Source organism: Intestinibacter sp. (assembly GCF_034113885.1).
GTDB lineage: Bacteria > Bacillota > Clostridia > Peptostreptococcales > Peptostreptococcaceae > Intestinibacter.
On the sequence record NZ_JAXEWM010000059.1, the window covers coordinates 1 to 7,791 of the forward strand.

At 31.2% G+C, this 7,791-nt stretch carries 5 protein-coding genes and 1 pseudogene; 3 read left to right on the plus strand and 3 right to left on the minus strand.

Annotation, left to right across the window (positions count from 1 at the left end; all coding sequences use genetic code 11):
- On the minus strand, window positions 1-1,484 hold a 1,484-nt coding region (locus SPD90_RS03755), incomplete at its 3' end, for an endonuclease MutS2 (protein WP_442909041.1).
- Between the two features lie 187 nt (window positions 1,485-1,671).
- Complete coding sequence (locus SPD90_RS03760) at window positions 1,672-3,432, minus strand: ABC transporter ATP-binding protein (protein WP_320924346.1); 1,761 nt, start codon at window positions 3,430-3,432, stop codon at window positions 1,672-1,674.
- A 302-nt stretch (window positions 3,433-3,734) separates the two neighbouring features.
- On the opposite strand from SPD90_RS03760, the gene SPD90_RS03765 reads away from it, so the two are divergent.
- Genes SPD90_RS03765 through SPD90_RS03775 form a run of 3 tightly spaced genes read left to right on the plus strand, consistent with a single transcriptional unit; the run spans window position 3,735 to window position 7,478 of the window.
- Window positions 3,735-5,180, plus strand: coding sequence for an aminoacyl-histidine dipeptidase (locus tag SPD90_RS03765; protein ID WP_320924347.1), 1,446 nt, complete (start codon window positions 3,735-3,737; stop codon window positions 5,178-5,180).
- Window positions 5,181-5,221: 41 nt separating this feature from the next.
- Window positions 5,222-7,147, plus strand: coding sequence for an OPT family oligopeptide transporter (locus SPD90_RS03770; protein WP_320924348.1), 1,926 nt, complete (start codon window positions 5,222-5,224; stop codon window positions 7,145-7,147).
- Window positions 7,140-7,478: a PqqD family peptide modification chaperone gene (locus SPD90_RS03775; RefSeq protein WP_320625091.1), complete on the plus strand. Its 339-nt coding sequence runs from the start codon at window positions 7,140-7,142 to the stop codon at window positions 7,476-7,478. Before SPD90_RS03770 ends, SPD90_RS03775 begins: the two co-directional genes overlap by 8 nt.
- Window positions 7,479-7,544: 66 nt before the next feature.
- Here SPD90_RS03775 and SPD90_RS03780 read toward each other — a convergent pair.
- A pseudogene (locus SPD90_RS03780) lies at window positions 7,545-7,791 on the minus strand (asparaginase); the annotation flags it as partial.

Below are 7,791 nucleotides of genomic sequence, written 5' to 3' on the forward strand. Positions count from 1 at the left end.
GATATTTCAAATGCATTAGACTTACCTGGAACACCTATTAACAATCTATATGTAGGACTAAGTGTCTCTACATCAAATTCAACAGCTGCATTTTCTACACCTTTTTTAGTAAGTGCGTAATTTTTAAGCTCACTATAGTGAGTTGTAGCTATACATTTAGCCCCTGCCATATTTACGTCTTCTAGTATGTCAATTGCAAGTGCAGCCCCTTCTACTGGATCTGTACCTGCTCCTAATTCGTCGAATATTACTAAGGAATCACAAGTGACTTCCTTTAATATAGAAACTGTATTAGTCATATGTGATGAGAATGTAGATAAGCTTTGTTCTATACTTTGTTCATCTCCAATATCTGCAAATATATTATCGTATACACACATACTAGTTCCAAAATCAGCTGGAATATGTAGACCACTTTGTGTCATAAGCGCAAATAGACCTACAGTCTTTATTGTTACTGTTTTACCACCTGTATTTGGTCCTGTGATAACTAATGTATCAAATTCTCTTCCTAAATAAATATTATTTGGCACTACATCCCTTTTATCTATCATTGGATGTCTGCCGTTTTTTATGTTGAAATATTTATCTTCATTTAGAACTGGTTCTATAGCTCGCATTTCAACAGATAATTTTCCTTTAGCAAATACAAAATCTAATTTGCCTAGAATAGCTTGGTTTGATATTAGATCTTCAGAAATCTCACCTACCATAGCTGATAATTCAGCTAATATTCTCTCTATCTCTTCTTGTTCATCTAGCTTTAATTTTCTAAGCTCGTTGTTCATTTCAACTATACTCATAGGCTCGATAAATAATGTAGCTCCTGATGATGATTGGTCGTGAACTATACCAGATACTGACGATCTGTACTCAGCCTTAACTGGTATAACGAATCTATCACCTCTCATAGATATTATGTTATCCTGTAAGTATTTTTGGTATGTAGTCGAGCTTATGATAGAATTTAATTTTGATCTGATAGATTGATTCTTTTGAACTATCCTTCTTCTTATTGTTCTAAGTGTAGTAGATGCATTATCAGATATTTCTGATTCTCCTATGATAGAAGTATATATTCTATCCTCTATATCTCTGTATGTATATAAGGCATTTGTATGAGCCTGAATTATTGGATAGTTAAAATCCTCCTCCTCAGAGCCTTCTAAGCTTTTCTTCAAGCTACGTGCTACTCTTAGACAATCTGCTATCTTAAGCAGTGCCCCTGGGTCAAGTGTCGCCCCTACATGAGCTCTCTTAGCCTTATCTTCTATGTCATGTATTCCTTCCATACTCACTAAGCCTCTTTTAATAAGTATAGCTTGTGCTTCACTTGTCTCAAGCAAAGTGTTTTTTACTTCATTGAAGTTATTGCTTGGCTTTAAATTTTCTATATGTTTAAGTCCTAAAGAAGATGATGCTTTTGTTTTTAACTTATCTATTATTTTATTAAACTCTAATACTCTAAGTGATTTCTCGTTCATCATTCCTCCTAATTTTTACCACAATTATTTTATATTTATATTATTAATAAAAATCCCGAAATTATACTCATTCGGGATTTTTTATTTAACCCAGATTTAGCATAAATAAAACCACTTTATATTATACCTAACCCAAGCTTATTATGGCTAAAATTTTTGCATTTATTTTAATTTATTTTAATTTTATTTATGCAATTTCGTTTGCCATAGTATAAAGTTGATAGTAAACGCCTTCTTTTTCTAATAATTCTTTGTGATTTCCTTGTTCTACGATTCCATCCTCTGTCAATACAAGTATTCTATCTGCGTTTTGTATAGTAGTCAATCTATGTGCTATCGTAAGTGTAGTTCTTCCCTTAGCTAATCTCTCTAATGATTTAGATACTAGATATTCACTTTCATTATCTAAAGCTGATGTAGCTTCATCTAGGATTAATATTTTAGGGTTCTTTAAGAATACTCTTGCTATACTTATTCTTTGCTTTTGACCACCAGATAATTTAACTCCTCTTTCACCTACATAAGAGTCGTATCCGTCTTTTAATTGAGTTATAAATTCATGAGCTCCTGCAAGCTTTGCAGCCTCTATTATTTCCTCTTTAGTCGCTTTAGGATTTCCGTAAGCTATATTATCGTAAACTGTACCGGCAAATAGATATACATCCTGTTGAACTATACCTATATTTTTTCTCAAACTCTTTAACGTAATTTTCTTTATGTCTTTATTATCTAAATAAATACTTCCCTCTGTAGTATCATAAAAACGTGGTATTAAGTTACATATAGTAGTTTTTCCTCCTCCAGAAGGTCCTACTAATGCTACCTTTTCTCCCTCTTTTATAGATAAATTAATATCATTTAAAACTTCCTTGTCAGTATCGTTGTATTCAAATGATACGTTTTTGAATTCAATACTTCCTTTTACATCAGTTAATTCCTGAGCATCTTCATCGTCAAATATTTCTATATCAGAGTCCATTATTTCTATAAAGCGTTCAATACCAGTCATACCTCTTTGGAATTGTTCTGCAAATTCTACAATTCTCTTAACTGTAGCAAGTAAAGTTGTCACATATAATGTATATACAAATAAGTCAGCTGGTTGGATAAGCCCCTTCATCATAAATGCTCCACCGGCAATTAATAAAACTAAGTACATTATCCCATCAAATATGCAAGTTATTATCTTAAATCCTGCCATATATTTATATGTTTCTTTCTTAGTTCCTAAGAATTTGCTGTTGTCTTTTTTGAATTTTTCTGCTTCAATTTCTTCATTTGCAAAAGCCTTCACAACTCTAACTCCTAGTAAGCTGTCTTCTAATCTTGAGTTTAATTCACCGATTTGAACTCTTTGCTTCTTAAATGCTCTCTTCATCTTTCTATTTTGATCCATACTGAATACGATCATCAAAGGTATGAATATAAATATTATTGTAGTCAAGGCTATATTTATTCTAGATAAAAGTATGAATGATATGACTATTTTTACTCCTGCTATAAAAAACTCCTCTGGGCAATGGTGAGCAAATTCAGTTACATCAAATAAGTCATTAGTTATTCTAGACATAATTTGCCCTACCTTTGTGTTGTTAAAGTAAGAATCAGATAATTTTTGGATATGGTCAAATGCATCCTTTCTCATATCTGTCTCTATTCTAGCACCCATTACATGTCCTATTCTAGTCATGTAGTAATTCGCAATAGCATCTATTATTCTAAGAACTAGATAAATTCCAGCTACACTTGCTATTAACTCCACAGTAATTGATGCTAAATCCTCTGTCCCTTTATTTGCAAGATATTTCAATATCATAGGTAATATTAAATCACATCCTGTAGTTAAAAATGCACAGAATAAATCTAATAATAAAACTTTTTTATACGGCCTAAAATAAGGAAGAAATCTTGCTATTAATTCTTTGGTTTTATACTTTCTATTTTCCATCAGAAACCTCCCAATATATTTAAAATATTTTTACATACCAAAATGCACCTGCTGATGTAGCAGATGTTTAGATATTATATATGATACATTTAATTATACATTTACATCAAATAAATTAACATATATTTTTAATTGTTATTATTATAAAATTTCCAATTTCAATCTTTCAATTTTTAGAATCTTTTAAATCATTTTTAAATTAAAAATTAAATTTTTGTTAATTTTTTACTTTACTTTTCGTTTTTTAATATTATACTAGTAAATGATAAGTTTAAAAAATATGGACAAGGAGTTGATTTTAAATGGAAAAGATACTAAATGGTTTAGAACCTCAATCAGTTTTAAATTATTTTGAAAAAATATCTCAAATTCCAAGAGGTTCTGGTAATGAAAAGGCTATAAGTGATTATCTATGTAAATTCGCTCAAGATTTAAATTTACAATATGTACAAGATGAACACTTAAACGTAATAATCAAAAAACCCGCTACTGCAGGTTATGAACACTGTCCAGGGGTAATAATCCAAGGACATATGGATATGGTTTGTGAAAAAAACAAAGATTCAAATCATGATTTCTTAACAAATCCTATTCAATTAAGAGTTGTAGATGACATGATATATGCAACTGGAACTACTTTAGGAGCTGACAATGGTATAGCAGTTGCTTACGGTATGGCTTTATTAGCATCTGATACAATCAAGCATCCCGAATTAGAAATACTTATAACTACTGATGAAGAAGTAGGTATGACAGGAGCTAAAAATTTAGATACTAGCGTTTTAACAGGAAAATACATGTTAAATATAGACTCTGAAGAAGAAGGATGCATATTAGTAGGTTGTGCTGGAGGTAACAGAAACTGTACAACTTTACCACTTGAATTCACTACTTCTGAAAGACAAGGAATGCTAATAGAATTAAAAGGTCTTTTAGGTGGACATTCAGGAATGGAAATAGATAAAAACCATGCTAACTCTAATAAATTAATGGGTAGAACATTAGACTTATTAACAGTTGATTACGATTTAATAAGCGTAAACGGTGGTCTTAAGACAAACGCTATCCCTCGTGAATGTGATGCTGTTATAGCTGTGGATGCAAAAGATATAGCTCAATTAAAAGAAGAATTATCTAAAATAGAAGCTATATTCAAACATGAATACAGAATTGCAGATCCAGATGTAAAAATAGACTTAAGCGAAACTACTTTCGAAAAAGTTTTAACTACTGAATGCAAAAATAAAGTAATTCAACTTTTAAACTTAATACCATCTGGAATTCAAACTATGTGTGCAGATATACCAGGCCTAGTAGAAAGCTCTATAAACTTAGGTGTTGTAACAACTAAAGATGATGTTATGACATTTGAAGCAACTACAAGAAGTTCTGTTGACACTAGAAAAGAATGGATAAATAACACTGTAAAATTAGTTGCTAAAGCTTTCGGTGCTGAATATGAAGAAACTGATCACTATCCATCTTGGGAAAGAGCTGTTGATTCTAAATTAGAAGAAATAAGTATAGAAACTTACAAAAAATTAACAGGAAACGATCCTAAAATACTGACAATTCATGCTGGTCTTGAATGTGGATTATTCCTTAAAAAGATGGCTGGATGCGAAGCTATATCAATAGGTCCTAATACTTATGATGTTCACACTCCAAATGAACATGTAAGTATATCTTCAGTAAAAAATGTTTGGGACTATGTAGTTACTTGGTTAGAAAGTATGAATCAATACTAATATAAAAATTAATTTAAACAAAGATTAAGGGGGTATGTAATTTGGATAAAAAATTACCAAAAGAAGCATATGGTGGAGTAGCTGGAAAGGACTATATACCATATGTCACGGATAATTCAAAACTTGGAGGAAATATTGCTGTATTAATTATCGGTATCATATTTGCTGCTATATTCGCAGCTTCTACAGCTTATTCAGGAATGAAGGCAGGTCTTACTGTTGCTGCTGGTATTCCTGGTGCAATTTTAGGTTCAGCTCTTGTTGCAGTTTTTGCAAAACAAAAAGGAATCCTTGGTAGAAACTTAGTTCAAGGTATGGCTAGTGGTGGAGAATCTGTTGCTAGTGGTCTTATATTCGTATTACCTTCTGTTATATTAATAGGTAGTGAATTTACTTTCTTAGAAGGTTTAGCAGTTGGTATAGGAGGGGTACTATTTGGTATAGGAATAGCTTCACTTGTTTATAACTATTTAATAATTGATCAACACGGTCAGCTTATGTATCCTGAAGCTATGGCCATATCTGAAACTCTAGTAGCATCAGATGCAGGTGGAGATTCAATGAAATTTATGGGAATCGGATTTGTTATAGGTGGTGCTTTAAATACACTTTCAAGCTCTTTCCTAAACTTAACAAATAATGTTATGTCTTTTGCAGGTAAATCATTCTACAAATGGAAATTTGACTTAGAAGTTAATCCACTTTTATTAGGAATTGGATTCATAGTAGGTCTTGATGTTTCTTTAACTATGTTTGCTGGTTCAATCCTATCAGCATTTGGTATAACACCTTTACTTGCTTATTTCGCTGAAATGGCAAATGATGGTGTTATGGTATGGAATAATGCTTCACTTGCAGTAAACCAAATGTCTGTTGGAGATATATCTGGATCTTACGTTAAATACATAGGTGCAGGTATGATGTTATGTGGTGGTATAATCGGTGCAATAAAACTTATACCTACTATAATAGCTTCAGTAAAAGAAACTCTTAATGCAAAATCATCTTCAGCTGAAGGTGAAAATTCTTCAGCTCATTTAATAATATTATTAGCTGGTACTGTTATAGGACTTATTGCTTCATTTATAATATCTGGAAGCATAGTAATGACTATAGTTGGAGCTATTTTATCATTTATATTATCTCTATTATTTGTTATAGTAGCTGGTAGATTAACAGGAACTATAGGTACTTCTAATCTTCCTGTATCTGGTATGACAATAGCTTCATTAGTTATAGTTACTGTAGTATTTGTTGCTATGGGATGGACTTCTAAAGCAGATAACAAATCTTTACTTTTATTTGGTTCATTTATAGTTGTTGCTATAGCAATAGCTGGTGGATATTGCCAATCTCAAAAAGTAACATTTGTTATTGGTGGCAACAAAAATGAAATGCAACGTTACTTTACAATATCTGCTGTAGTTGGTGTTATAGTTGTTGTTGGGGTTATGGTTTTATTAACTGAACAATTAAAAATAACTGGAGATAATCCTCCATTTGCTTTACCTCAAGCTAACTTAATGTCTACACTTACATCTGGTATAATGTCTGGAGAACTTCCATGGGTTATGATAATAGTTGGTGTATTTATGGCAATAGTATTACACTTCCTAAACTTACCTATAATGACAGTTGCTATCGGATTCTACTTACCAATTTCAACTACTTCTATAATATTAGTAGGTGCTTTAGTACGTGAATTTATCGAAAGAACTACTAAGAGTGATGTAGAAAAAGAAGTTAAAGTTAGTAATGGTATAAGTTTATCTTCAGGACTTGTTGCTGGTGGTTCTATACTTGGACTTATAGGTATAATCTGTCAAGTAACTGGTTTAGTTGGCGGACATGCTCCTAGTGGATTTGCTGCAGGAAATGGTATGGCTGTTGTATTATTAGTTATATTAGTAATATTAACTGCTATTCCTATATTAAACTCACGCGTTAAGGATAAAGCAAATGAATAATGAAGATGCTTTAAAATTAGTATTTAAAATTTCAGATACTATAGATTATCAGGTTGATGATAAGATTGTAACAATCTTAGAAAAGCAAGATCATCCTATACAAAAGTTTTTTAGAAAATTAAAATTTAAAATTCCTCTTTATAAAAAAATTAAACTTGATGAATATGGTAGCTTCATCTTTTTACAAATAGACGGTAAAAAAACTGTTGAGGAGATAGGCGAGAACTTAGAAGAAGAATATGGAGAAAATACTCATCCTCTTTATGAAAGACTTCTAATGTATTTAAATCATTTACATGTTAATTGTAATTATATAGAGAGAGTTAATTAAATTAGATAATATATAAGGGAGTGTTTAAAAATAGATTTTATTCTATTTTTAAACACTCCTTTTATTTTAATAATATATTCCTTTTTCAAATATATCCTTCAATTCTTGTTCATCATCAGTTTTACCTAGAGCTAGCATAAGCTTAATTCTAGCCTTTTGACCAGGTAAATCCCCACCGAATATACATCCGATATTTTTCAAGTCACGCCCAGAGCCAAGGTATCCGTATGAATCATAAACTCTACCAGTTAAGCATCTAGAAACTAATACGACCTGTATACCCTTTTCTCTTGCGTATTTGATTCCTTCAAAT